The organism is Shewanella sp. ANA-3 (genome assembly GCF_000203935.1).
Lineage (GTDB): Bacteria > Pseudomonadota > Gammaproteobacteria > Enterobacterales > Shewanellaceae > Shewanella.
In genome coordinates, this window is record NC_008577.1 from 323250 (window position 1) to 348100 (window position 24851).

18 protein-coding genes are annotated in these 24851 nt (G+C 49.8%); 9 read left to right on the forward strand and 9 right to left on the reverse strand.

Features of this window, described 5'->3' with window-relative positions:
• Positions 1–124: 124 nt before the first annotated feature.
• Positions 125–1195, reverse strand: a complete 1071-nt coding sequence (locus SHEWANA3_RS01560) for an MBL fold metallo-hydrolase (protein ID WP_041412506.1) — start codon at positions 1193–1195, stop codon at positions 125–127.
• A 153-nt stretch (positions 1196–1348) separates the two neighbouring features.
• Between SHEWANA3_RS01560 and SHEWANA3_RS01565 the strand changes: the two genes are divergently transcribed.
• A complete protein-coding gene (locus SHEWANA3_RS01565; protein ID WP_011715526.1) occupies positions 1349–1960 on the forward strand; it encodes a TetR/AcrR family transcriptional regulator in 612 nt (203 codons plus the stop codon).
• 80 nt (positions 1961–2040) lie between these two features.
• Here SHEWANA3_RS01565 and SHEWANA3_RS01570 read toward each other — a convergent pair whose 3' ends face one another.
• Complete coding sequence (locus SHEWANA3_RS01570) at positions 2041–3384, reverse strand: anaerobic C4-dicarboxylate transporter (protein ID WP_011715527.1); 1344 nt, start codon at positions 3382–3384, stop codon at positions 2041–2043.
• Positions 3385–3667: 283 nt separating this feature from the next.
• On the opposite strand from SHEWANA3_RS01570, the gene SHEWANA3_RS01575 reads away from it, so the two are divergent.
• Together SHEWANA3_RS01575 and SHEWANA3_RS01580 are read left to right on the forward strand one after the other, a co-directional pair.
• Positions 3668–4846, forward strand: a complete 1179-nt coding sequence (locus SHEWANA3_RS01575) for a monodechloroaminopyrrolnitrin synthase PrnB family protein (protein WP_011715528.1) — start codon at positions 3668–3670, stop codon at positions 4844–4846.
• Between the two features lie 4 nt (positions 4847–4850).
• Positions 4851–5972, forward strand: coding sequence for an aminotransferase class V-fold PLP-dependent enzyme (locus SHEWANA3_RS01580; RefSeq protein WP_011715529.1), 1122 nt, complete (start codon positions 4851–4853; stop codon positions 5970–5972).
• A 135-nt stretch (positions 5973–6107) separates the two neighbouring features.
• Here SHEWANA3_RS01580 and SHEWANA3_RS01585 read toward each other — a convergent pair whose 3' ends face one another.
• Both SHEWANA3_RS01585 and SHEWANA3_RS01590 read right to left on the reverse strand, forming a co-directional pair.
• Positions 6108–6365 carry a YceK/YidQ family lipoprotein gene (locus SHEWANA3_RS01585; RefSeq protein ID WP_244096592.1) on the reverse strand — a complete coding sequence of 86 codons (258 nt, stop codon included), beginning with the start codon at positions 6363–6365 and terminating at the stop codon, positions 6108–6110.
• A 250-nt stretch (positions 6366–6615) separates the two neighbouring features.
• On the reverse strand, positions 6616–7818 hold the full coding sequence (locus SHEWANA3_RS01590; protein WP_041412508.1) for a dicarboxylate/amino acid:cation symporter: 1203 nt from the start codon (positions 7816–7818) through the stop codon (positions 6616–6618).
• Positions 7819–8268: 450 nt separating this feature from the next.
• Here SHEWANA3_RS01590 and SHEWANA3_RS23545 point away from each other — a divergent pair, with 450 nt between their 5' ends.
• The gene (locus tag SHEWANA3_RS23545) at positions 8269–8448 is read left to right on the forward strand and encodes a hypothetical protein (protein ID WP_166485339.1); all 180 of its coding nucleotides are present in this window, start codon (positions 8269–8271) and stop codon (positions 8446–8448) included.
• A 127-nt stretch (positions 8449–8575) separates the two neighbouring features.
• On the opposite strand, the gene SHEWANA3_RS01600 is transcribed toward SHEWANA3_RS23545, so the two are convergent.
• Both SHEWANA3_RS01600 and glnA read right to left on the reverse strand, forming a co-directional pair.
• Positions 8576–10813, reverse strand: a complete 2238-nt coding sequence (locus SHEWANA3_RS01600; RefSeq protein WP_011715533.1) for a TonB-dependent receptor — start codon at positions 10811–10813, stop codon at positions 8576–8578.
• A gap of 407 nt (positions 10814–11220) precedes the next feature.
• The gene (glnA, locus tag SHEWANA3_RS01605; RefSeq protein WP_011715534.1) at positions 11221–12630 is read right to left on the reverse strand and encodes a glutamate--ammonia ligase; all 1410 of its coding nucleotides are present in this window, start codon (positions 12628–12630) and stop codon (positions 11221–11223) included.
• 985 nt (positions 12631–13615) lie between these two features.
• On the opposite strand from glnA, the gene typA reads away from it, so the two are divergent.
• A complete protein-coding gene (gene typA / locus SHEWANA3_RS01610) occupies positions 13616–15427 on the forward strand; it encodes a translational GTPase TypA (protein WP_011715535.1) in 1812 nt (603 codons plus the stop codon).
• Between the two features lie 85 nt (positions 15428–15512).
• On the opposite strand, the gene SHEWANA3_RS01615 is transcribed toward typA, so the two are convergent.
• Positions 15513–16520, reverse strand: coding sequence for an AraC family transcriptional regulator (locus tag SHEWANA3_RS01615; RefSeq protein ID WP_011715536.1), 1008 nt, complete (start codon positions 16518–16520; stop codon positions 15513–15515).
• A 138-nt stretch (positions 16521–16658) separates the two neighbouring features.
• On the opposite strand from SHEWANA3_RS01615, the gene SHEWANA3_RS01620 reads away from it, so the two are divergent.
• The 4 genes from SHEWANA3_RS01620 to katG all read left to right on the forward strand — a co-directional run bounded on the left by SHEWANA3_RS01620 (position 16659) and on the right by katG (position 21598).
• Positions 16659–17420: an SDR family oxidoreductase gene (locus tag SHEWANA3_RS01620; RefSeq protein WP_011715537.1), complete on the forward strand. Its 762-nt coding sequence runs from the start codon at positions 16659–16661 to the stop codon at positions 17418–17420.
• A gap of 44 nt (positions 17421–17464) precedes the next feature.
• Positions 17465–17971, forward strand: a complete 507-nt coding sequence (locus SHEWANA3_RS01625) for a 2,4'-dihydroxyacetophenone dioxygenase family protein (protein WP_011715538.1) — start codon at positions 17465–17467, stop codon at positions 17969–17971.
• A gap of 10 nt (positions 17972–17981) precedes the next feature.
• The gene (locus SHEWANA3_RS01630; protein ID WP_011715539.1) at positions 17982–19058 is read left to right on the forward strand and encodes a zinc-binding dehydrogenase; all 1077 of its coding nucleotides are present in this window, start codon (positions 17982–17984) and stop codon (positions 19056–19058) included.
• Positions 19059–19411: 353 nt separating this feature from the next.
• Positions 19412–21598, forward strand: coding sequence for a catalase/peroxidase HPI (gene katG / locus SHEWANA3_RS01635; RefSeq protein ID WP_011715540.1), 2187 nt, complete (start codon positions 19412–19414; stop codon positions 21596–21598).
• 86 nt (positions 21599–21684) lie between these two features.
• On the opposite strand, the gene SHEWANA3_RS01640 is transcribed toward katG, so the two are convergent.
• Positions 21685–22899: a 4Fe-4S binding protein gene (locus SHEWANA3_RS01640; protein WP_041412511.1), complete on the reverse strand. Its 1215-nt coding sequence runs from the start codon at positions 22897–22899 to the stop codon at positions 21685–21687.
• 207 nt (positions 22900–23106) lie between these two features.
• Positions 23107–24840 carry a diguanylate cyclase gene (locus tag SHEWANA3_RS01645; RefSeq protein ID WP_049795871.1) on the reverse strand — a complete coding sequence of 578 codons (1734 nt, stop codon included), beginning with the start codon at positions 24838–24840 and terminating at the stop codon, positions 23107–23109.
• Positions 24841–24851 lie beyond the last annotated feature (11 nt).

The following is a 24851-nucleotide window of genomic DNA, read 5'->3' on the forward strand; positions in this document are numbered from 1 at the left end:
TGTCGCTAAAAACGTCTAGGCGTACTGGCGGTTTGCCAGGAGCTTAATACTTTCGTTGGGCTATTGGTGGGGAGATCCTTAGCGGCGCAATGGTTAAGTGCCGCTAAGGAGGCATCGGCTATGATTATTTGTTGGAGGCAAGTTTGACTGGAACCACTTCAAACTCGGGCCTGTCTTTGGGTAAGTATGACTTCCACCACCCTTGATTGAGCGCTGGGCTGTGGGCTAACTCATTGAGATTAATCCCTTGACCAAACTCAGGGGTCAGCAGAGGAACGGCATAGGCCTTCGCCGCTGCGGCGATCCGCTCTAAGGGTTCATACCAACTGTGCAGCGCTAGGTCGAAACTGCTGTTGTGGATTGGGATAAGGTATTGGCCTTGTAGATCTAAATGCGCCCGCAGCGATTGCTCAGGTTGCATGTGGATATCGGCCCACATCTCATCGTAGGCGCCAGTTTCGACTAAGGTGAGGTCGAAGGGGCCCAGTTTATCGCCAATTTTTTTAAAGCCATCAAAATACCCAGAGTCACCACTGAAAAAGATGTTTAATTCAGGGGATTGAATCGCCCAAGAGGCCCACAGGGTTTGATTCTTATCCCTAAGCCCACGGCCCGAGAAATGTTGCGCTGGGGTGGCGGTAAAGCGCACTCCTTGGTGCTCGGTTGCTTGCCACCAGTTGAGGGCGACAATTTTTTCCTTAGGAATACCCCAACCAATAAGATGCTTATCGACGCCCAGTGGCACAATAAACTTCTGAGTGCGCGCAGCGAGTGCTAACACGCTCTGCTTGTCTAAGTGATCGTAATGATCGTGGGACAAGATAATCCCAGCGAGTGCCGGAATGTTTTCGAGCTCAATCGGCAGAGTATGGAAGCGTTTTGGGCCAAACCATTGGCTAGGTGAGGCGCGCTTTGAAAACACAGGATCGGTTAACCAATACTGGCCGTTTAGCTGTAACAGCACGGTCGAGTGGCTGATTTTATACAGCATAGGTGTGTCATCAGCCGTGGCAGGCAGCCGCATTGACTGAATCGGTAGCGGCTGGTTTGGACTCTTGTCGGGAATGCGTTCAGTGACATAACGCCATAAAATGGCTGGTAGATTACCTTCACCACTGTGAGCATTTGGCGCTTCATTACGAAAGCGTTGACCCTCCGATGGGCTAGTTTCAATGATATTGGGATCTAAGGTCATAATAACGCTCCCGAGTAGCAGTAGGGCCAAGGTGATTTTGAGTCGCATTGTAAACTTGATAAAAGTAAACTACACAGTGTAGTTTACTCAGGGTTGTGCAAAAGTAAACTCAATAGTGTAAAATATCGGCAAATATTTTGATGGCGTACCGCAATGGCAGAAAAAGCAGTGAAACTGACACATTCCCAACTGAAGCGTTTAGCGATCCTCGACGCGTCACAGGAAGAATTTATGGTCAATGGTTTTGCCGGCGCCAGCATGGATAGAATTGCCCAGCGTGCCAATGTCTCCAAGCGCACCGTTTACAACCATTTCCCCAGCAAAGAAGTGTTATTCGAGGCGACAACAAGTGACCTGTGGGCACGGACCAAGGAAGCGGCCACCTTGGCATTTAATCCCGAGCAAAGCCTTGAGTCTCAATTGCAACACATCGCGCGCCGCTGCTGGGAGCTGTATCAGCAACCGGATTTCCTGCGAGTGGCAAGGGTAGTGATGGCAGAGTTTATTCGGTCACCGGTTCAAGCGACCGAGGCCATGGAACGATTAGCCAAGCAAGAGGGTGGATTAGAGGCGTGGCTTGCCGGAGCCGTGGCTCATAAGGCGTTGAAAATCGATAATATCCCTCTGGCGGCCACTCAGTTTTGGGGCATGTTTAAGGCATTCGCCTTTTGGCCTAAATTGTTCCATATGAAAAGTCATGACGAGTACCAACAAGATATTATCGATGCCAATATCCGTATGTTTCTCGCCATGTATCGCGCTTAGTTTTTTCTTTCGTATCAATCATAAGGCCGATAATACTTTCACATTATCGGCCTTATGTGTTTTATCGCTTCAAACCGTGCTTACAGTAAGGTGGTCGCCAGCAGATAACCGACGGTCGACGCCGTACCCACACCGATCAATCCCGGAATAATAAAGCTGTGGTTAATGATGAACTTACCAATTTTGGTGGTGCCAGTTCGGTCGAAGCCGATGCAGGCCAAATCGCTTGGATAAGTAGGTAGTACAAAGTAACCATAGCTTGCGGGTAAAAAGGCAATCAACAGCTTAGGATCAACGCCTAAAGCCAAGCCCATGGGCGCGATAGCCGTGAGCGCCGCCGCTTGGCTGTTGACCAGTTTTGAGATTAAAAACAGCACTAAGGCATAGGTCCAAGGTTGGTTTTGCACCACATGGGAGAGGTTTTCCTTCAGCACATCCATATGGCTGATAAAGTAAGTATCACTCATCCAAGCCACGCCAAATACCGAGAAAATCGCCACCATGCCAGCTTTAAACACTGGGCCATTGGCAATTTCTGTGGGTTTGACTTTGCAGCTCATTAAGATAAAAGCCCCAGCGATCAACATCATCATCTGGATCACTAAGTTCATCGACAGCGGCGCCAACTTGCCCTTTACCTCAAACACAGGCCGCAGTTCGCTAAAGGAACCGAGTAACACCACGGCGGCGATAGCGGTAAAGAAAATCCCCGTTGCCCAATAGGCTTCCTTAGGAAAGGTTTGTTCCAGCAGAGTCTCGCTCTTGTCGTAGATAAATGCCCTTTGTTCGGGATCTTTAATTCGCGCCTGAAACTCTTCGTCCTTATCTAGATCTTTACCACGACGCAGGCTCCAGAGTGCCGCCACTAACACGCCGCAAAGGGATGCTGGTACGGACACCATTAAAATTTCCAGCATGCTATAGGCATGACCAACGCCGTGCTGCGCCGCCAAAATCGATACCATAGAAACCACTGCGACCGACACCGGAGAGGCGCAAATCGCCATTTGCGAGGCGACCGAGGCCACGGCCATCGGGCGTTCTGGACGAATATTTTTCTTCAGGGCGATGTCGGAGATGATCGGGAACATGGTGTAAACCACGTGGCCAGTTCCGCATAAGAAGGTTAAGGTCCAAGTGGTTAGCGGCGCCAGAATGGTGATGTATTGTGGGTGGCGGCGCAGTAAACGCTCGGCAAACTGCATCATCACATTTAAACCGCCTGCGGTTTGCAGTACTGAGGCGCAGCCGATCACCGCAAGAATGGTGAGCATCACTTGTACTGGCGGTTGTCCGGGGGCGAGACCAAACACAAATGTCAGTAAAAATAAGCCAATACCACTTATCAACCCGAGCCCCATACCACCGTAACGGGTACCGAGCAGTAAACAGCCGAGTACGACAATAAACTCCATTAAAATCATTTGATTCACCCCTGCGGAACCTGCCGCGCGATTTGCATTAGAACTAGCTGTATTTGGCGCTATTGTGCGAGGGGAATGGATTTGAGAACTTGCGCTGGCGCAAGGTGTAAATAAAAAGTGGCATTGGATTTTTCATAAATTTGAGCTAGCGCTAGAAACGCGCGAGCAGAAGTTGCATTCTTGTTAACTCGGATACGCTAAAGACGCCAGTCGCCAAGTAAAAACGCGTCTATCAGTACTTGCTCTGGTAAAAATAACCATAACAATTTCCAAGGATGTCCAAGTGAAACCTGCCACCTATAACACCGAAGCCTTCGATGAGTGGATCCGCAGTCGCTTTGTGGAACTCAACTCCCAGCTCGAACAGCATTATTACCAGCAGAGCGACCGTGCCAATGTGCAAGATATCGGCACCGAGCTTAAGCAAACACTAGAAAGCGAAGGGCGCGAACTGATTAAGGCGCTGCTCGATGAAGGCAATACCGATGAAGGCTTCGACAGTGCCTTCGATCTGCTGGGGAATGTCGGCCTGTATATGGCCGCCTGCCGTCGCCATGAAATTACCGAACCGACACGGGAAACCACTTCGCCACTGGTAGAAGCTTCGGCGCTCGCTATGCATATCGGCGCCTCCATCGGCGTGACGCCGCGCTTTGCTACTGCTCATTTAACCACCCATAACCGTGCCCACAATGGTATCTACAAACGCTTTACCGATCTGCCCGACGAAAAGCTGTTTGTGGATTACAACACTAAGGGCATCTTGGCCTATAAGCGCGCCAGCGATGCCTTATTAAAAATCCAGCCCTTGGGGATCTCTCATCCGATTAGCCACGATTTATTGCGGGTCGCCAAGCAGGCATTGCAGGATGTGATTGAGTCAAATCAGCAATTATTCAAACGTTTAGATACCGACCGCTTTTTCTATTGTGTGCGTCCCTATTACAAACCCTATCGAGTTGGCTCTGTGGTATATCGCGGCGCCAATGCTGGCGACTTTGCCGGGATTAACGTTATCGATTTAACCTTAGGTCTCTGTTTTGCCAACGAATCGGCCTATTCGCAAATGCTGGTGGATAAGTTTTTATACATGATGCCAGAGGACCAACAAATCCTGCGGGAGTGTATGCGTCGCCCGAATTTGATGGATGACTTTTTACAATCGAAGGCCTGCGTGCAGCAGGATTGGTATCAGGAAAACCTCAAGCTGTTTATCGAAGTTTGTGAATTACATGGCGAAACCGCCATTCAACACCACAATGAGTTAGTGACTAAATACATTGCCGAGCCTTCGGTGAATATGGAGCAGCAACATTTAGCCAAGGTCACCGCCAGTGGCCCACCATTGCATGTGCTGCTCGGCTCCCTCGAGCGCTTAAGGGATAGACGCGCCGCGGTGTTGCGACACGATATTCGCACCCGTTATCACGATCTGAAGAAACTCAAAGACAGTTTAAGGTAAGGTCATGCTGCTAAATGTAAAACAAGACTTTTGCCTCGCAGGCCCAGGCTATTTGCTTAACCATTCAGTGGGGCGGCCACTCAAATCGACCGAACAGGCATTTAAGCAGGCATTTTTTGCGCCCTGGCAAGAGTCTGGCCGCGAGCCTTGGGGTCAATGGTTGGGCGTCATCGATAACTTTACCGCGGCGCTGGCGAGCCTATTCAATGGTCAACCACAGGATTTTTGCCCGCAGGTGAATCTATCGAGCGCATTGACCAAAATTGTGATGTCCCTCGATAGATTAAATCGCGATGGCGCCGTGGTGCTGATGAGCGAGATTGATTTTCCCAGCATGGGGTTTGCCCTGAAAAAGGCATTGCCCGCAAGCTGTGAATTGCGCTTTATTCCCAAGGGTTTAGATGTCACCGACCCCAATGTGTGGGACGCGCATATTTGTGCCGATGTCGATTTAGTCTTTGTTAGCCATGCTTATTCCAATACGGGTCAGCAGGCGCCATTGGCGCAGATCATTCCCCTTGCCCGTGAGCGTGGCTGCTTGAGCCTAGTGGATGTGGCGCAATCGGCTGGGGTTTTGCCGCTGGATTTAGCCAAGCTACAGCCGGACTTTATGATTGGTTCGAGTGTGAAATGGTTATGCTCAGGCCCTGGGGCTGCGTATCTGTGGGTCAATCCGGCGATTTTGCCCCAGTGTCAGCCGCAGGATGTGGGTTGGTTTAGCCATGAAAATCCCTTCGACTTTGATATCCATGATTTTCGCTATCACCCAACTGCGCTGCGGTTTTGGGGTGGTACACCTTCTATCGCGCCCTATGCGATTGCTGCCCACAGCATTCAATATTTTGCCAATATTGGCTCACAGGCGATGCGTGAACATAACTTGCAGTTGATGGAGGCAGTTGTACAGACATTAGAGCCTGAGTTGGTCTCGCCGCGGGAAGCCGATAAACGCAGTGGCACCTTGATCCTACAATTTGGCGAGCGCCAAGCACCCATCATGGCGGCGTTGGCGGAGGCGAATATCAGTGTCGATGCCCGCAGTTTAGGAATACGCGTATCGCCGCATATCTATAACGATGAGGCCGATATCGCGAAATTGCTGGAGGTAATAAGAGCCCATCGTTAACGGATTGAACAGGGCTTGCTCGAAGCGGCTATGAATGGGGTGCGCTAAGTCGACCTAGTTACCCCAATGCCGATATAACATCAACCCTTAGTCTCACTGGTTGAGGCTAAGGTAATTTATGGGTGGCGGATGCGCTTAAATGCTGTAGTTATAGCGACAGAACATAGACCGCGGAGTGCGAAGCTCAGGATTGCTTGGGGTGATCGCCAAATCAGCGGGTAGCATCACTGCATCGACTACCAGTGAGCCGCCCATATCCACCAGTGTCAGTGGGATAGTAAACAGCAGCAGAGGCGGAGCGGATATCGCGGATATCACCACACACTCCTCGCCATTATCGACAGCCGTTTGCACACTCGAAAAAGAGTGACCCCAGGTTGAATCTGCTCCCATTCTCGACGTTACCGCTGCGCATCCGGTGAGAGACCCGCATACAACTAACCAAGCCAACCAACGCATAACCACTCCATTGTTTATGTATGAAAAACCGCATTGCTTCTATGTGACTGACTCGTTTGATCGACTAAGTGTATTGGTACTGTGGCAGCATAGCGGATTTTACTCGGCACAAATGTGCTCTGTTTCAATGGTTTGGCATTCTAATCAGATGAGTTTCGTTGTCAATTATTTGGCAATTGCCCTGTTATGACTCAATCCGTTTGCAGTTGAGGCGTTCAACAATCTGGCTGGCATTCAGATCATGGACGACGTTTATCACGGTGGAAGGTGCGTCGGTAATGGCGCCTATCACCACCAAAATGGGGATGGTTTCCATTGGTAACCCTAAGGCAGTGACGATAAAAATCTCCCCGAGAAAAGCGCCGCCCGGCACGCCGCCAATGATGAAGGCGGACAGGACTGAGATGAGTATGGTCACCATAAACACATCGACCGTAAAATCTAAACCGAGCAGAGAGTAAATAAATACAATCTTCAAGGCGGTGATAATGGATGCGCCGCCCTTATTTAAATTCACCAGCAGCGGCAGGCTGATATCGGCTATTTCGGGTTTTATCCCCATCTTCAGCGCCGCCCTTAAGGTGACGGGCAGGGTCGCGAGGGAGGAGGTAGTACCTAATGCAGTCACTGCGGGCTCGAGGGCGTGTCGCCAAAATTGTCTAATCCCGTGCATGCCACCACCAAGCCAGGCATAAAAGGTGGAGCCGACGGTAAGGTAGATAAAACAGGCCACTAAAAATAATCCTACGGCGCGGGCAAAGGTCACCACAAGCTGCGGATCTTGACTCGCCATGGTGGAGGCAAAGTAAGCGCCAAGGCCGACGGGGGCTGCCAGCATAATAATGCTGACAATCTTCATGATCACGGTATTAAAACTGTCGAGCAGTGCCGAAACTTTACGGCCATCTTCCCCCGATTGACCTATGGCGATTCCGGCAATCACCGACATGATGATAAGCGCCAAGATATTGGATTTGGAGAGTAATCCAGAAAAGTCATTAGTGGTCAGCAGCGCCACAAAATCCATCTTCCCCGAGGTATCGCTAACGGTTTGATTAAGATCGAGGGTCACGCCTTGGGCTGGATCAAACACCAATGCTAGTAAGGTGATGCCGACGGCGGGAATAATCGCCATCAGAATCGAGACGCCCATAATCGACGCTAAAATCGCCCCGAGCTTTTTTAAGTCCGTCATGCGGGCTATTGATGAGGTCACGCTGATCGCCACCAAGGGCACGATAATCATGAACAACAGATTCAGAAAGATTTGCCCTAATGGCTTGAGCTTGAGTGCCAAGGATGGCCAATAGATGCCGATAATGCCGCCGAGTAATAATGCGCTGAGTAGCACAATAGAGTCTTGATAGGGTTTGAGTTTTTGCCACATAGCTAAGCGCCTATTATTTTTATCATTGTTTCGGTGAGTCATTAGGAGCGCCCAAATGAAAGGGAACAATCATGCAGCATGGACATGCTCAAGCTAGCGAGTCATGTAAATAAGTGCAAGAAGGGATTGGAAATAAACTGTTTTTTGGCTTTGGCTTTGGCTTTGGCTTTGGCTTGGGCTTGGGGTTGGTTTGGGTTTTGGGTTCACGGGTAACCAGCGTGCTTGAGTCTCTTCTTCATCCGATTTTGGACGATACGGCTCTGGTTAACGCGATAGCTTCTGTTTAGACGTATTAGCCACACGGCGAGTGCACGTCAGTAAAAAGGTGTATTTACCTAGTTAGGCTCGTTTGTAGCGTTGTGCCACACTCGTTTATTGATTAGCTTAACCACTCTGGGTTGCATGCAAATACCCAAGGCCAAAATTACTATTTAATCAGGGATGAATAAAATGCTAAAAAAATGGATTGCGATACTGTTACCCGTTGCCGTATTAGGTTTGAGTGGCTGCGCATCGGTAAATGACACAGATACCGATTCGACGGTGGCAAGCAGCGCCGAGAAGAAAGTCACCAAAAAAGATTGCGACAAAGTCACGAGCACGGGTTCGCGCATTGGTCGTTGCAAATAATCAGCTTGATTCTGCTTGCATCGGCATAAAAAACGGTCCACTTGGGGACCGTTTTTTGTTTGTGGCATTTGCTCAGCCTGCCTTAAGGGAAGGCTGACACAAGTGATTGATGCCTTTTAGCCTGTTATCACCAACTCAGTTGATAATTGAGGGCAAAGGTGCGGCCACGGCCGTGGTAGTCGAACATAGACTCAGGGCCGTAGGTTGGGCTGTAGAAGTACACAGCTCTTTGGCCCCACAGGGTGCTGTAGTCTTTATCGAGCAGGTTTTCGATGCCGTAGCTCAAGGTACCGACGGGTAAATCGATAGAGCCCAGTAAATCCAGCGTTGTGTAGCTATCAAGCTCACTCGCTAGGCCATCGTCGGTTTTGAAGCGATAGTCAGATTCGGCGCTAAAACTGTGCTCTGCCTGTAAACGGATCTTCTGTGTCTCGCCGCGCCAGCCAATAAAAGCAGTGGCCTTAGAGGGTGAGGCATAAGTGACGGTTTCATCGTTCCAGCGATCTTCATCCTTCACTTCACTGCGTACCAGATGCAGGTTGGTGCCGACTTGCCAATCTGAGGTGATATCAAAGTTAAGCTGTGCCTCTAGGCCATAGCTGCGCTTATCTTGGTCTTTGACATTGATGGTCAGATCTTTGCTGTTAACCTCAATGACCTTGTCAGACACGGCATAGTAGACGCTGGCTTGCGCCTGCCAACGGTCTGCAAGATAACGCCATCCCAGCTCCATGGAGTCGGTTTTGATCCCGTCAAGACGGGTATCATTGATATTGATGCTATTTTGCAGCTGTAAGTAACCATCGGCATCGGCCTTGTAGGTGCCGCGGCCATAGTATTTCGACAGGTCTGGCAGCTCAAAGCCTTGGGAATAGGCAAGCCAGAGTTGTTGGTCTTGGCTCAACTTGGCCACCAAGCCAAGGTTGACTAAGCCGATGTTATAGTCGGTGCTGCCGCCTTTAATGGCATCGGCCCCCTTAGCCTTGCCGGAGGCGATCGCCACCTGCTGGTTATAACCGATAAAATCATCAACGCTGTTTTCCATGTGTTGATAACGATAGCCAGCGTTTAGCACCAAAAAGCTATTCATCTCCCAACTGCTTTGGATAAATGCCGCAATAGACTCGACCGTAAAGTCGACATAACGGCCGGTAGTGAACAGCTCGCGCATCACTAAGCCGCCGTGTTGGTTGGCGGCATTGAGGTCGAAGCTCATTTGGTTCGAATCAAAACTTTCTTTATCCCAATCCAGTCCCCAAGTGAGTGTGAGGCTATCGACGGGTTTGGATTCTACGACCGCTTTCAAACCATAGATGCTGGTGTTTTGGGCCGATGCAGAGAAGTTGTAGACGCCACTGGTTTCATTGACATAGGGGAACGGGTGGAAATCCAGATTCTCTTTGCGATAAAAGCCTTGTAAATACAGGGTTTGACCCAGAAACTCATCCTGGGAGTAGGACAGATTCAGTAAAGTACGCTCGGTGGCGGGGCTGCGGTCAGCGTCCAATCCTTTACGGGTTTCCAGCACTGAGGCATCGCCCGTGACACCGGAGAAGTTCTCACCCATATACAGGCCATGTTCTTCGTCTGAACCATTGCGATAGTATTGCGCCATGGCGCTGAGGCTGGCGTCATTGGCAAGCTGCCAATCCATATTCGCCATCAAATCATAACCTTGGGTGTACTGCATTCCGGTTTGCGAGATATCCAGCATCACAGGATTGTCACTGCCATCAAACCACTGGCCGTTTTCTTGCCAAGCGGCGCTGAAGCGTCCCTTAAGCGAATCACTGCCCCCGGTAACCGCCAGCGCGGTGCGATAATCTAAATCATCACTGCTATTAAAGCCGGACTTAAATCCTGCTTCGGCCTCGAAGGTATCACTGCTGTCAGCCGCTTTTTTAGTGACGATATTAATGGCACCGCCCAGTGCGCCACCACCATAGATAGCCGACGCGCCAGCCAGTACCTCGACGCGCGCAATATTGAATGGATCGATACTGTCTAGCTGACGGCTGATGCTGCGAGAGGTGTTCATCGACACGCCATCGATTAATACCACCATGGCGCGACCGCGAATATTCTGGCCAAAGTTGGTGCGCCCTTGGCTGGACACATCCATCGACGGCACTAAGGCGGCGAGCATTTCCTTAATCCCTTTGCCGCTATCGGTTTGCTCGCGAATGCTGGCTTCATCAATGATCCACACTGTGCTGGATAGATCGCTGATTTGGGTAGGTGAACGGGTGGCGGAGACCACCATGCGCTCCATCTCGTTTTCAGCGGCTGTCGCCACATTAATAAGCCCCAGTTGGCAGATAACTGCGGCGGCGACTAGGCTTATCGGCCCCATAGACTTAGGCATAGCATTCTCCATCAAAAACAACAGGTACATGAGAAGCCAAAAGGACAGCATTGTGGTGCCATTTTCTCGCGACCCAGAAAGCGTTTTTAATGATTTGAATTCAATGCGCTAACTGAATGTGAATGGAGAGTATTCCGTGTTTGGCTCCAAAAAAGACGCATTATTATAGTTGTAATTGAGAATTGTTATTAATTGAATTTACAAAGCCTTTACTTTTTTACACGTTGTAAATCACTCGATGACAACAAATGGGTAAATAACAACGAGAGGTCAGGGGTTATGTGTGTAGAGGTGTCGAATATGCAGGGGGAATAATTAGGAGTCACAGAACGATAGAGACAAAAAAGCCCCGACAGAAGACTGTCGGGGCTTTTAGATGTTGTGCAGCTAATCGATGCCGTTAGCCATTACAGGCTGTAGTACATCTCGAACTCTAATGGGTGAGTTGTACGGCTTACACGCTCAGCTTCTGCAGATTTCAGTGCAATGTAAGATTGGATGAAATCTTCGCTGAATACACCGCCGCGAGTTAAGAACTCGTGGTCAGCTTGCAGGTTCTCAAGTGCGTTTTCTAATGAAGTCGCTACTTGTGGGATTTCAGCCGCTTCTTCCGCTGGCAGATCGTACAAGTCTTTATCCATAGCTTCGCCTGGATGGATCTTGTTTTGGATACCGTCGATACCCGCCATCAGCAGCGCTGCGAAACCTAAGTATGGGTTTGCATGTGGATCTGGGAAGCGAGTTTCGATACGACGGCCTTTAGGGCTTGGTACCACTGGAATACGGATTGAAGCGCTGCGGTTACGTGCTGAGTAAGCTAACATCACTGGCGCTTCAAAGTGTGGTACTAAACGCTTGTAAGAGTTAGTGCTTGGGTTAGTGAAGGCGTTCAGTGCGCGAGCGTGCTTGATGATACCACCGATGTAGTACAGTGCAGTTTCACTTAAACCAGCGTATTTGTCGCCAGCGAACAGGTTCACACCGTCTTTAGACAGAGATTGGTGAACGTGCATACCGCTACCGTTGTCGCCAACGATTGGCTTAGGCATGAAAGTCGCAGTCTTACCGTAGGCGTGAGCCATGTTGTGTACTACGTACTTCAGAATTTGGATTTCGTCCGCTTTCTTAGTCAGAGTGTTGAAGCGAGTTGCGATTTCGTTTTGACCCGCAGTCGCCACTTCGTGGTGGTGAGCTTCAACTACTTGACCCATTTCTTCGAGCACTAAACACATAGCGCTACGTAAGTCTTGTGAAGAGTCAACAGGAGCTACTGGGAAGTAACCGCCTTTCACGAATGGACGGTGACCAGTGTTACCACCTTCGTAGCTAGTGCCAGAGTTCCATGCCGCTTCTTTAGCGTCGATTTTCACGAAACAACCAGACATGTCAGTACCGAAACGTACGTCGTCGAACAGGAAGAATTCTGGTTCTGGTCCAACTAATACAGTGTCAGCGATACCGGTAGAGCGTAAGTATTCTTCCGCTTTTTTCGCGATAGAACGTGGGTCACGGTCATAACCAGTCATAGTGCCTGGCTCGAGAATGTCACAGCGGATCAGTGCAGTGGTTTCTTCGGTGAATGGGTCTAATACAAACGTGGTTGGGTCTGGCATCAGCACCATGTCTGATTCGTTAATGCCTTTCCAGCCAGCGATTGACGAACCGTCAAACATTTTGCCGTCTTCGAAGAAATCAGCGTCTACCTGATGAGCAGGAATAGATACGTGCTGCTCTTTACCTTTGGTGTCGGTAAAACGTAAATCAACAAACTTAACTTCTAATTCTTCAAGTTGCTTTAAAACTGATTCAACTGACATTCTCAAGTCTCCGGTAGGGTAAAGGGATGTCCCTTCTATAATCTTTTAACTCAAGTCGTGCTTGAGCCAAACTTACAAGCTATATAGCGATATCTATGCCAACAATTTAAGGTGTTGATAATAAAAGGCTATATATTTTAGTGCACAACAATTTACTTTGCGCTGCACTATATTGGTGCGTTTGTATGTGGCATTTTGGTGCATTAATCCATTTTGGTGCGCACCGTTACAACACCATTTTAGTGCACGGTATTTGAGTGCAATCTCATCACGCCCATTTATCCCGAACTCGTCGGCCCATTAAACTCATGGACAAGCCGGATTGATATCTCAATTCTGGCTTTTGACAGCTTTCGAAACCAAACAAAGCACAATGAATCTAGCACATTAGTGAGGCGAGATAACCGTGCAAGCTCACTATTTCAATCGCACGCAATAATGTCACAAAACTGTGGCAACCTAAGCTGTTTTTAGCGGGACGGTTATGGGGGTATATATTGAGTAATGCTTAATTATCAATACATTAAAATTGTTGTTCGCAATGGGGAATAGAGTTTGTTGAAACTGAGGCCAAAGTTATCCGCTGAAATCGCTAAATGGCGCCAGCCGGGCTTATTTCGCTGCTCATTCTGGGGCGTCACGGCTTGATGGCGTGGATTGACTATACTTATGGCGGCTTTGGGCCGAGCGGCAAAAGTAGCACTGAGTGAAAAACAGTGAATTCAGCTGCTTAGCTTAGTCGATAACAAGATAAACTGGCGAATCGCCTGCGCATTAACGGTGCATTTAGGCTATTTGACTCGGGCAAGAGAGTGGCTTTTGAGCACTGTGCTCAAAAAATTGTTTTATAAGTGTTCAAAAATAATCCTGTGCGGCGAGGCCGCTCTGGAGTAGAATGTCACGCTTTTTTATGGCGACTCAACGTAGATTGCTATAACGAATATTGAAATATCCCTATTTTTGTTTGATGGTAAGAGGTTTATCCGTGCTAGAGAATTTACGTAACATCGCCATTATTGCGCACGTTGACCATGGCAAAACGACCCTGGTTGACAAGCTGCTGTCGCAATCAGGAACCCTTGCAACCCGGGGAGAAGCTACTGAGCGGGTGATGGACTCCAACGATCTTGAAAAGGAACGTGGGATCACGATTCTGGCAAAGAATACTGCCATCAAGTGGAACGACTACCGCATTAACATCGTAGACACCCCAGGCCACGCCGACTTCGGTGGTGAGGTTGAGCGCGTGCTGTCTATGGTGGACTCAGTATTACTGCTGGTTGACGCCGTTGACGGTCCAATGCCACAGACTCGCTTCGTAACCAAGAAAGCGTTCGCCCAAGGCTTAAAGCCAATCGTTGTTATCAACAAGATTGACCGTCCTGGTGCTCGCCCTGATTGGGTTATCGACCAAGTATTCGACCTGTTCGACAACTTAGGTGCGACTGACGAGCAATTAGATTTCCCAGTGGTTTACGCTTCTGCGTTAAACGGCTTTGCAACCTTAGATCCGGACGAAGTTGGCACCGACATGACGCCACTGTTCCAAACTATCGTTGAAAAAGTATCTTCACCTGCAGCTGACGCTGAAGGTCCATTCCAGATGCAAATTTCTCAGCTCGATTACAACTCATACGTGGGGGTTATCGGTGTTGGCCGCATCAAGCGTGGTAGCATCAAGACTAACCAACAAGTGACCGTGATCGGCGCCGATGGTAAGACTCGTAACGGTAAAATGGGCCAAGTATTAGGTTACATGGGCTTAGAGCGTACCGAAGTTGACGTAGCAAACGCTGGCGACATCGTAGCGATTACTGGTTTAGGTGAGCTGAAGATTTCTGACACTGTGTGTGCCGCAGGTAATGTTGAAGCGCTGCCACCCCTGTCTGTTGACGAACCAACACTGACCATGACTTTCCAAGTCAACACTTCACCTTTCGCAGGTAAAGAAGGTAAGTACGTGACTTCACGTAACATTCTTGAGCGTCTGCAACAAGAATTAGTGCACAACGTGGCACTGCGTGTTGAAGAAACCGACAGCCCAGACCGTTTCGCGGTATCTGGCCGTGGTGAATTACACTTATCTATCCTGATCGAAAACATGCGTCGTGAAGGTTACGAATTAGCGGTTTCTCGCCCAGAAGTTATCTTAAAAACCATCGATGGCGAACTGTGTGAGCCATACGAGACGCTGACCGTTGACGTTGAAGAAGAACATCAAGGTACAGTCATCGAGAAGCTGGGTGTACGTAAGGCTGAGATGAAAGACATGCAGCTTGACGGTAAAGGCCGCGTGCGCGTTGACTTTATCATCCCAAGCCGTGGCTTAATCGGTTTCCAAACTGAGTTCTTAACGGCAACTTCTGGTACTGGTCTGATTTACCACTCATTCGATCACTACGGTCCGCACAAAGGTGGCGACATTGGTCAACGTGCGAACGGCGTATTGATCTCTAACGCGACCGGTAAGGCGCTAACATTCGCACTGTTCGGTCTGCAGGACCGCGGTCGTCTGTTTATCGGCCACGCTGCCGAAGTTTACGAAGGTCAAGTTGTGGGTATCCACTCACGTTCTAACGACCTGACAGTTAACTGTCTGAAAGGTAAGCAGCTGACTAACATGCGTGCTTCTGGTACTGACGAAGCTCAAGTACTGACTACGCCAATCACCTTAACTCTTGAGCAAGCACTTGAGTTTATCGATGATGACGAATTAGTTGAAGTAACACCTAAGAGCATCCGTGTTCGTAAGAAACACTTAACTGAAAACGACCGTAAGCGCGCTAGCCGCGGCTAATGGTGGTTGTGTAGTCGCGTAAAGTGACTACACAGAGTGAATAAAGCCCCGCTAAGGCAACTTAGCGGGGCTTTTTTATCAGCCTTCAATCCTCAATTCGCCCCTTACGATACTGTTGTTGCCATTGTTTTGGGGAAAATCCTGTCCAAGTTTTAAAGTGGCGACTAAATACGGCGACTTCGGCATAACCGAGTTGCAGTGCGAGTTCGGTGATGGTTTGCGTGCCGTAGCTGAGTTGCTGTTGGGCGATATTTTGCCGAACATCCTGTAGTAATTGTCGATAGCTTTGCCCCGTCTCTTGCAGCCTCGTTTGTAGGGTGCGTTCGTGTAAACCCAGCGCCGTCGATACCCTTTCGATGCAGCATTCTCCCGTGGGCAGCAGCCGATGGATTAAGTCCCGTGCTTGGTCGGCAAGATTGTCGGGGTAGCGGCTCTGTAAATATTGCAGGTGCGACTGGAGGTGGCGATTAAGCGCCTCTTCATCGTGATAGTTACGCCCCGTCAGTTGCGAGGCCTTGACCACTACGCCATTAAAGGGCTCGCGAAAACGCACCGAGTGGGTAAGGCGCTGAGATTCCTGTTCGCTGGGTTTGTTTTGGCATAAATACAAAGGAACGTTGCTGATATTGATATTCAGCAGGCTCGAGACAAACATTGCCAGCTGCGCCACGCTCATTTGCATCAGTTGTTCTATGCCCCTAGGGCTGTGAACATTCATCGATAGTGCAAGGCGGACAATTTCACCCTGAGATTGCAGTTGTAATGATACGCCTGAGGCGTGCAGATACAGATAGTCATTCACGCGGGCCAGCGCATCGGCCACAGTGGCCGCGCGGGAAACCAGCATAGGTAAATCACCCAATACATGCAAAGTTTGTCGCTGGGCCAGCATTAAGCCAAACAAGGGGTGCTGACAGCGCTGCGCAGCAATTTCCAATAACTCGGCTAGCCGCGGATAAGCGATATAGGTGTTGGGATCGCGAAACTGCGCCTGACGCAATCCAGCCTGATGGATCATTTCTATGGGGTTTTCCCCCAATTCTAGGACCAGTTGCTCGAATTGAGCGACGGCACCACTTCGGACTAGGTACATGGGATGCTTAGTTCACTTTGTTATAAGACTCGCAATATATCAAATTTGGCTCGTAATAAGTCAAGAATATGTGCAATTAACCATCTAAATTAACAACGTCTTAATAATGAAATTGATAAATATAAAAAGAGGACAGCTATGCGTTTACTGAATAAAACCGCGGTGGTGACGGGGGCTGCCGGGGGCATAGGGCAAGCGATCATCCGTAAACTACTCGCCGAAGGGGCTCGCGTTGTTGCTGCCGATCTGTCGGCCGATGCGCTCAAAGTATTTAACGATTTTCCCGCCGATAAGTTGGTGACTTTTAGCGTCGATGTGACCGACTACAAGCAAGTTGAAGCCATGGTCAAGCATGCGGCTGACCAGTTCGGTCAGCTCGATATTCTGATCAATAATGCCGGCATAGGCTTGGCTAAGCCGCTGTTACAGCATGATCCTATTAATGATTTTGAACCTGTCACCAATGTAAACCAAAAAGGCGTGTACCACGGCATCCTTGCCGGTGGCCGTCAATTCCAAGCCCAAGGCTCTCGGGGCGTGATTTTAAATACTTCGTCGGTTTACGCGCAGATCGCCTCAGAAATGACTTTCACCTACAACGTCAGTAAAGCCGCCGTCGACATGATGACCAAATGCGCCGCGCTTGAACTGGCGCCGCTTGGCGTGCGGGTTTGCGCCGTGGCGCCGGGCCGTGTCGACACACCTATGCTGCGTCAATACGAGGCGCTCGGGTTGTGGGAACACATTCGTAAAGAGCAAATGCGTCAAGAATTTACCCAACCGAATGAGATTGCCGATGTGGTGGCGTTTCTGGTTAGTGACGAGGCCAACTGCATCAATGGCTGCACAGTGAACGCCTCCGACGGCTTTGAAAACTTTAAATATCCACTGCTGGGGTAGTGGAAGCTTGACCCGACACAATAACAACAATGAGGAATGCAAACATGGCTCTACCCGAAGTGATTAATCATCAAGACTTTTTATTAACCCTCAATACCAACGAGGAGCAGATCATCAAAGATGCGCTGCCGGGCGTTGATGTGTACCCGTTATTTTTAGATCCTGAAAACGGTATCTGGGTGATCCGCGCTAAGTTTAAGCCGGGTATTACCTTACCTAAGCATTTCCACACGGGTGTAGTGCATTTCTATACCTTAGCGGGTCGCTGGAACTATCTCGAATACCCAGACCAACCGCAAACCGCGGGCAGCTACTTGTACGAGCCGGGCGGTTCTATCCATACGTTCCATTGCCCAGCGGATTCCGAAGGTGCCGATGGTGTGATGGTGATTACCGGGGTGAACGTTAACTTCGATGCCGATGGTAACTTTATGTTTATTATGGATGCAGGTTGGATTGAGCAAGCTGTTGTTGCTGCGGCTAAAGCGCAAGGCTTTACTGCTCGTTACATCAAACCAGGTGCTCAAGCGCGTATGAGCGACGCAGAATAAGGATTTGGCTATGAGCATGATGAATGCCCAAACCATGAAGGCAATCGTGATGCAGGACGGCGAAGTCACCCTGCAGCAAGTCGATTTACCTAAACCACAGGTTGGCCAAGTGTTAGTTCGTAGCCTTGCCTGTGGTATCTGTGGTTCAGATATCCACATTACTCGCCACTACAGTGAAGTGTTTAGCTTCTACCGCAAGCTTGGCGTTATGCCAGAAGGCGTAGATGACCATGTACCTGTGATGCTTGGCCATGAGTTCTGCGCTGAAGTGGTAGAATTCGGTCCGCAAACGCAACAAACATTAGCAGTCGGCACTCGCGTAACTTCAGTACCTATCCTGATGAGCCAAAATGGCGCTGGTGTCGGTGTTACCCCTGGTGTAAACGGTGCTTACTCTGAGTACTTCATTCTCGATGAAGCCCTGTTAATGCCAGTGCCAGAGCATCTGCCGCCAGAAGCGGTTGCGCTGACTGAGCCATTAGCTGTGGGTTTACATGCAGTAAACCGTGGTGATGTGGGCGTTGAAGACACTGCCTTAGTCGTGGGTTGTGGTCCTATCGGTTTAGCGGCAATTTCTGCGCTTCACCTACGTGGTGTGCGCAATATTATTGCGGCCGACCTACAGGGCGAAAAACTGCAATTAGCCCGTGAATTTGGTGCGACTCACACTGTGAACCCTGGTGAGCAGGACGAAGTCGCCTATGCCGCCGAAGTTGCCGAGGGTCATCGTGTGGTGATTTTCGAATGCGTGGGTATTCACAAGTTGATTGAAGGCTTTGTGAAGCGTGCGCCAGCTAAGGCAACTATCGTTGTGACCGGTATTCACACCGCAGAAGCGAATATCAACTACGCCTATGCCACAGTGAAAGAGCTGGATATGCGTTTCTCTTACTACTATCAGCCTGATGAATTCGCTGCCTGTTTAGCGGAATTAGCACAGGGCACTATTCCTTGGCGTAAGCTACTCACGGGAAAAGTGGGGATGGATGGGGTATCGGGGGCATTCAAGCAATTAATGAAACCGAATCCACATATTAAGGTTGTGATTGAACCTTGGCGTAACGGCGAGTTGGAGACGCTCAACTAATCGTTCAAAGCGCTCAATCAAATTAAGCCGCTAACTCATTTAGCGGCTTTTTTGTTCATTGTTACTATTTTTGTTATCCTCAATTGGCTAATTTTTAATCCTGAACTGGTTCACAAAATAGCGACTTTTGACCGATTTCGATTGTGTTTTGTTGAATCTAGCCTAGGGTTAATGGTTAGGCCAATCCCTAGTGATGGCATTGTCTTTGTTACCAAATTTGTCTTTTTTGCTGTCACAAGATTGCCAACAAGCCTTGGCAAACTGTGAAGGCTCTCGTTTCGACCGTAGTGTGTCTAGCAAGAGTTTTAGGGCGCGCTACTCCCGTTAGTGCAAGCTAAGTAAAGGAATATTCAATGGACAAGACGCAAAGCTCCCAAGGTAAATGCCCCGTGATGCATGGGGCGAATTCAGCGGTCGCCAGCAACAATATGGACTGGTGGCCTAAGGCGCTTAATCTCGATATTTTGCACCAGCACGATAAGAAGACGGATCCTATGGATCCTAAGTTTAACTATCGCGATGCCTTCAACAGCTTAGATCTCGCCGCGGTGAAGCGCGACCTCAATGCCTTAATGACCGACAGCCAAGATTGGTGGCCCGCCGACTGGGGTCACTATGGTGGCCTGATGATCCGTATGGCATGGCACTCGGCCGGGACCTATAGAGTTGCCGATGGACGTGGTGGCGCGGGAACGGGCAATCAACGCTTTGCGCCACTCAATAGCTGGCCTGATAACGCCAACCTCGACAAAGCCCGTCGCCTGCTCTGGCCGATCAAGAAAAAATACGGCAACAAACTCTCATGGGCGGATTTAATGATCCTCGCGGGCAATGTGGCCTACGAGTCTATGGGTTTAAAAACCTATGGATTCGCCGGTGGCCGAGAGGATATCTGGCACCCAGAGAAGGACATTTATTGGGGCTCTGAAAAACAATGGTTAGCGCCGACGGAAAATCCCAATAGTCGTTACTCTGGCGAGCGCGACCTTGAAAACCCCTTGGCCGCCGTGATGATGGGGTTGATTTATGTGAATCCAGAAGGGGTTGATGGCAAACCCGATCCCCTGCGTACCGCCCAAGATGTGCGTGTCACCTTTGCACGAATGGCGATGAATGATGAAGAAACCGTGGCCTTAACCGCCGGCGGCCATACTGTCGGTAAGTGCCATGGTAATGGTAAGGCGCAGGATCTTGGCCCCGAGCCAGAGGGCGAAGAACTTGAGGCCCAAGGTTTGGGTTGGCTCAACAAAAAAGGCCCGGGCACAGGCGCGAATGCCGTGACCAGTGGCCTCGAAGGTGCTTGGACAACTCATCCCACCCAGTGGGATAACGGTTATTTTCACCTACTGTTAAATTACGACTGGGAATTGAAAAAAAGCCCAGCGGGCGCCTCACAGTGGGAACCCATTAATATCAAAGAGGAAGATAAAGTTGTTTCTGTGGGCGATCCGAATCGCAAGTTTAATCCCATCATGACGGATGCGGATATGGCGATGAAGATGGATCCTGAGTATCGCAAAATCTCCGAAAAGTTTTATCAGGACCCTGCCTATTTCTCCGAGGTATTTGCCCGTGCTTGGTTTAAGTTAACCCACCGCGATCTCGGGCCTAAGAGTCGCTACTTGGGGCCAGAAGTGCCGAATGAGGATTTGCTTTGGCAAGACCCGATCCCAAGCGTCGATTACCGTTTAGATGCCAGTGAGATTGTTGAGCTGAAGGCGAAATTATTAGCCTCGGGGCTCAGCGTATCCGATTTAGTGGCAACGGCGTGGGACAGTGCCCGCACCTTCCGTGGCTCGGATTTCCGTGGTGGCGCCAATGGCGCGCGGATCCGCTTAGCACCGCAAAAGGATTGGCAGGCCAACGAACCCGAGCGGCTGCAAAAAGTGCTTAAAGTATTGATTGAGCTGCAGGCAAGCCTAAGCAAAAAAGTCAGCATTGCCGACTTAATCGTACTGGGCGGCGCCGCAGCGATTGAAAAGGCCGCCCACGCTGCGGGAGTCAAAATCACAGTGCCCTTTATCCCCGGTCGTGGCGATGCGACGCAGGAAATGACAGATGTGGAATCCTTTGCCGTACTCGAGCCCTTGCACGATGCGTATCGTAACTGGCAAAAAAAGGATTATGTGGTTCAGCCCGAGGAGATGATGCTCGATCGCACTCAATTGATGGGGTTAACCGCCCATGAGATGACGGTGCTGATTGGGGGAATGCGGGTGTTAGGCACTAACTATGGCGGCACGCGTCACGGTGTGTTTACCGACAAAGTGGGTGTGTTAACCAATGATTTCTTTGTGAATCTCACCGACATGGCCTACAACTGGAAGCCTGCGGGCAGCAATCTTTATGAGATAGTCGAGCGTAAAACTGGCGCAGTGAAGTGGACCGCAACCCGCGTCGATCTGGTGTTTGGCTCTAACTCGATTTTGCGCTCCTATGCCGAGGTATATGCGCAGGATGATGCCAAAGAGAAGTTTGTGCATGACTTTGTGGCCGCTTGGACTAAGGTGATGAATGCCGATAGGTTCGACCTTGCCTAATCATTAGCACTTAAACTTAGCGTGTACATAAAAGGTGCAGCTTGGGCTGCACCTTTTTTATATCTATTTATCAATAAATCAGAGAATTAATGACCCACGCGGTCAATTACTTGGATAAGCTCCATGCGGATACTGTCCGGTGTTTGGCTATGCCAGAACCCGGCTAAATAGGCGCCCAGCGGCAGGGCAAAGAGTGCCAATAATAACAAAACTAACAAGCCCTTATGGCTAACTCTGTGGCCCGACTTGAGGCCAAAACCGAGCGCCGCCGATTTAGGGCAAGCGGCCACACAGCGCATACAGGCTTGGCATTCGTCGCTGCGTACCGTGGTTTTGGTGTGCACTATGATGTTGGCTGGGCAGGCGCGGGTACATTTATCGCACTTCATGCCTTTGGCTTCGATCAGGCAATGCTGAGTATCGCGGCGGATCTTGAGTGGGCTGGCAAAACTTAAGATCCCCAGCATGGCGCCATAGGGACACAAATAGCGGCAAAATCCCTGGCGACGCCATGCGGCTAAGGCGAGGATAAGAGCAAAGCAGGCTAAGGTAATGAGCCCAGGCGTGACAAAAAACAGCGCCATCTTAAGATCGGCAATCTTGTGGTAGTTGCCCTGTAGATAATAGGGAATCGACTCGCTAGGCATACCGATGACGATGTAAAAAAGCGCCAGTAGTAATAGGTACTTAAGCATACGCAGTGGCCAGTCTAACCATGCGGGTGGCGCAAGTTCTGCTTTGATAAAGCGTTTGCGTAAGGCGTAGAGGTATTCGCCAGCGAGTCCTAATGGGCAGGCCCAGCCACAAAAGGCGCGTTTGCAGAGTAAGCCTGTGAGTAGCACGGCGAAGAGCATGACGGCTGCGGCGGGGTGTGTTTGGTCCCACAGGTTGAGCGCCAAAATGGCTTTTAATTCAATTCCGCCCGCGATAGGCAAGAAGGCGTCGGCGACATCGGGGCGCATCAACCAAGGCACTATGCCTTGTTTTAGCTGGATAGCATTGATGCAGTATTGGATAGCGACGATAAACAGTGAGAGCGCGAGCAGATGCTGGCAGCCTTCGCGCAGGGTGTTGATTTTTATCTCACCCTTTAATTCCTCTGGGGCGAACTTGTTGGCTATCAGGCACAGCGGTAAGGCAATGGCTAGGGCGAGCGCCAAAGGCCAGTAGAGGCTAATCGCTACGGCGCCAACACTTAAGAGTAAGGTGGCAACGGCGCCCCATTTTTTACCGCTCCAATAACTTAAGGATGCGATATACATCAGGGCCAACATCAGGGTGAGAGATTCAATAAAAGTCATGTTAATACTGCAAATAGAATACACGTATTCCATCTGAGTGGCTTTCGTTGGATAAGTTTTTGAGCCTAAAGCGAAATTGTGCGGCAGATCCGATATTTACAGTATGCCGTGGTAAAAGCGAGTGATAGCTCACAAAGCCGACACAGCACCCTATAGACCGAGTCGATTTTGTAGAGTAGGCGATGGCACTCGCTTTGGTTTGCCGTGTTAGTTTATGCCTTCCTTTATCTCTAATAGATTGATTTCGCTGGATTGCACATTGTTACGGCCCTGATGTTTAGCGCGATACAGGGCATCGTCCGCCAGCTTGATGGCATGCTCTAGGGGATGGACAAAATCAACGGCCGCCACCCCAAGACTCAGGGTGACAGTGAAGGCTTCTTGCGTCTCGGCCATAAAGCTTAGCTCAGCAACGGCGCTGCGAATGCGTTCGGCGCATTGGTGTGCCTCGGTAAGGGACACGTCATGTAGCAACATAATAAATTCTTCGCCGCCGTAGCGCGCCACTATGTCACATTTACGCGCATGCTGTTTGAGTGTGGTGGCAATATCGATAATGACCTGATCGCCCATCAGATGGCCGTATTTGTCGTTGACCCGTTTGAACAGGTCGATATCACAGATAATCACCGCCATGGGTTGTTGTGTCACGCTAGCCTGCATATAGATCCGCTGCGCTTCTTTGTGGAAATGACGGCGATTAAATAAATGGGTGAGCGAATCTGTCGCCGCTTGATATTTAAGTTCTTCCTGCGAGGCTTTAATTTCTTCGAGCAGACGGATGCGATAGGCGATGATAAGTGCAAGCACTAGCGCCTCTAGCATAATGCCCACGCCGACACCGTGGCTTGAGAGATAGCTAAACTCGGCGCGGCCTTTGTAAAACATCACCGCAAGACCACTAAAACCGACGAAAAGACAGTGACCGAGGAGAAAGTATTTCGCGATGGGATGTCGTTTTATCACCAGCGAAATCGTGACCGAGAGGGTAGTTAACATCATCAAGGCAGCCAGGCTGCTGGAATAGCGCAGCGCACCAATGATATCCACCACGCCATAACAAAATTCGGCCACTAACAGGACGAGCACAAAGACGAGGGCATAATGCTCGAAGCGATAATGTTGCCGAGTCTCGAAAATATCCATCATAAATAAAATCAAAAAGATGGGCATGGTCATCAGGGTAAGGTGCCAATACAGGCTGGCTGAGCCGTAAAACGCGAATACTTCGGCGACCAGCCCATAGGAGAGGGCAATCCAGATCCCGCCTGAGATTAAGTAACAGGCGTAAAACAGATTGTCCCGCTGGCGGGAATACATAAATAACAATAGGTTGTAGATAATCAGCGCCAGTAGCATGCCCACCATAACCGCAATATCGGTAAAGCTGCCGAGCAATGCTCGTTGGGATTGTTCCTTGTTGTATAAATCGATTGAGAACCATTGGTGTGAAAAGGACACGCTCTCGACGTATAGGGTTTTCTTTTGGTGTGGCGCGAGTGTGACCTCAAATACCGCCGCACCGCCATAGAGCCAGCCATAGGTGCTAGGGTCGTCGAGGTCGAGTATTCGGCGCAGTGTCTCCTGCCCATCGACTGTTTCATAGAGTCCAACCTGGCGATTGTGATAGGCGTAGGGATGGTGCAGATACAGGGTTTGTGGGCTATTGCTGGTATTAACTAAGGGGATCTTTGCCCAGGTTTTGATGGCGGCTGTGCCAAGAGATACGCGATTGCTGGAGTCGATAAAGGTTTGTTGCGTGACTTCAGTAAAGGGCATGTTCTCCGAGGTATCGACAAAATAGCTCATCGGAAAGTCGGTGAGACTGGTCGTATTATCCTGCCAGGATATCTCTGCCGTTGCGGCCTTGGTCGTGAATGCCACGCAGATGAGCAGCAATGCTCCCAATGTGAGTAAACCCATCCATGTCGCTCGGCCCATACAGATTCTCA

Bases quoted from the DNA above. Each gene is read 5' to 3' on its own strand.
- SHEWANA3_RS01560 (WP_041412506.1), bottom strand. From the start codon at position 1,195: ATGACCTTAGATCCCAATATCATTGAAACTAGCCCATCGGAGGGTCAA.
- SHEWANA3_RS01565 (WP_011715526.1), top strand. From the start codon at position 1,349: ATGGCAGAAAAAGCAGTGAAACTGACACATTCCCAACTGAAGCGTTTA.
- SHEWANA3_RS01570 (WP_011715527.1), bottom strand. From the start codon at position 3,384: ATGATTTTAATGGAGTTTATTGTCGTACTCGGCTGTTTACTGCTCGGT.
- SHEWANA3_RS01580 (WP_011715529.1), top strand. From the start codon at position 4,851: ATGCTGCTAAATGTAAAACAAGACTTTTGCCTCGCAGGCCCAGGCTAT.
- SHEWANA3_RS01585 (WP_244096592.1), bottom strand. From the start codon at position 6,365: ATGGGAGCAGATTCAACCTGGGGTCACTCTTTTTCGAGTGTGCAAACG.
- SHEWANA3_RS01590 (WP_041412508.1), bottom strand. From the start codon at position 7,818: ATGTGGCAAAAACTCAAACCCTATCAAGACTCTATTGTGCTACTCAGC.
- SHEWANA3_RS23545 (WP_166485339.1), top strand. From the start codon at position 8,269: ATGCTAAAAAAATGGATTGCGATACTGTTACCCGTTGCCGTATTAGGT.
- SHEWANA3_RS01600 (WP_011715533.1), bottom strand. From the start codon at position 10,813: ATGCCTAAGTCTATGGGGCCGATAAGCCTAGTCGCCGCCGCAGTTATC.
- glnA (WP_011715534.1), bottom strand. From the start codon at position 12,630: ATGTCAGTTGAATCAGTTTTAAAGCAACTTGAAGAATTAGAAGTTAAG.
- SHEWANA3_RS01615 (WP_011715536.1), bottom strand. From the start codon at position 16,520: ATGTACCTAGTCCGAAGTGGTGCCGTCGCTCAATTCGAGCAACTGGTC.
- SHEWANA3_RS01620 (WP_011715537.1), top strand. From the start codon at position 16,659: ATGCGTTTACTGAATAAAACCGCGGTGGTGACGGGGGCTGCCGGGGGC.
- SHEWANA3_RS01625 (WP_011715538.1), top strand. From the start codon at position 17,465: ATGGCTCTACCCGAAGTGATTAATCATCAAGACTTTTTATTAACCCTC.
- SHEWANA3_RS01630 (WP_011715539.1), top strand. From the start codon at position 17,982: ATGAGCATGATGAATGCCCAAACCATGAAGGCAATCGTGATGCAGGAC.
- katG (WP_011715540.1), top strand. From the start codon at position 19,412: ATGGACAAGACGCAAAGCTCCCAAGGTAAATGCCCCGTGATGCATGGG.
- SHEWANA3_RS01640 (WP_041412511.1), bottom strand. From the start codon at position 22,899: ATGACTTTTATTGAATCTCTCACCCTGATGTTGGCCCTGATGTATATC.
- SHEWANA3_RS01645 (WP_049795871.1), bottom strand. From the start codon at position 24,840: ATGGGCCGAGCGACATGGATGGGTTTACTCACATTGGGAGCATTGCTG.